General features: G+C 61.0%; 1 protein-coding gene. It reads right to left on the bottom strand.

The window, feature by feature from the left end; genetic code table 11:
* Positions 1–369 (bottom strand): hypothetical protein (locus ACW5W4_RS18920; RefSeq protein WP_456690417.1); only part of this gene is annotated, 369 nt, incomplete at both ends.

Below are 369 nucleotides of genomic sequence, written 5' to 3'. Positions count from 1 at the left end.
TATAGTTGATGTCGCCACCCTGGATCCCGGTGATCTGCAGCGTCCCCCGCTCGGTGTCGATGCTCACCCCCCCCTCCGGTAGCGTGGCGTTGCCATCGCTATCCAGCGTGAAGGTCTTGTCGCCGATGGTGACGCTCCCCGCCTCCCCATTCAACGTCACCGTGATGGTGCCACTGATGCTCTCGCGATCACCACTCGGGGAACTCCCTTCATCCAGATCGGATTCATAGACGAAGGCGCCCTCTTCACCCACCCCGGGGAACGTGATGGTGGGCACTTGATTGTCCCCCTGCACACTCACCGTGATGGTGGTGGTCGAGGTGTCACCATCCCCATCCTTCAAGGTGTAGGTGAACTGCTCTTCCACCG

Source organism: Aeromonas crassostreae (genome assembly GCF_054052445.1).
Note: the sequence above shows the minus strand (reverse complement) of the source record. Positions and strands in the feature narration are given on the sequence as shown.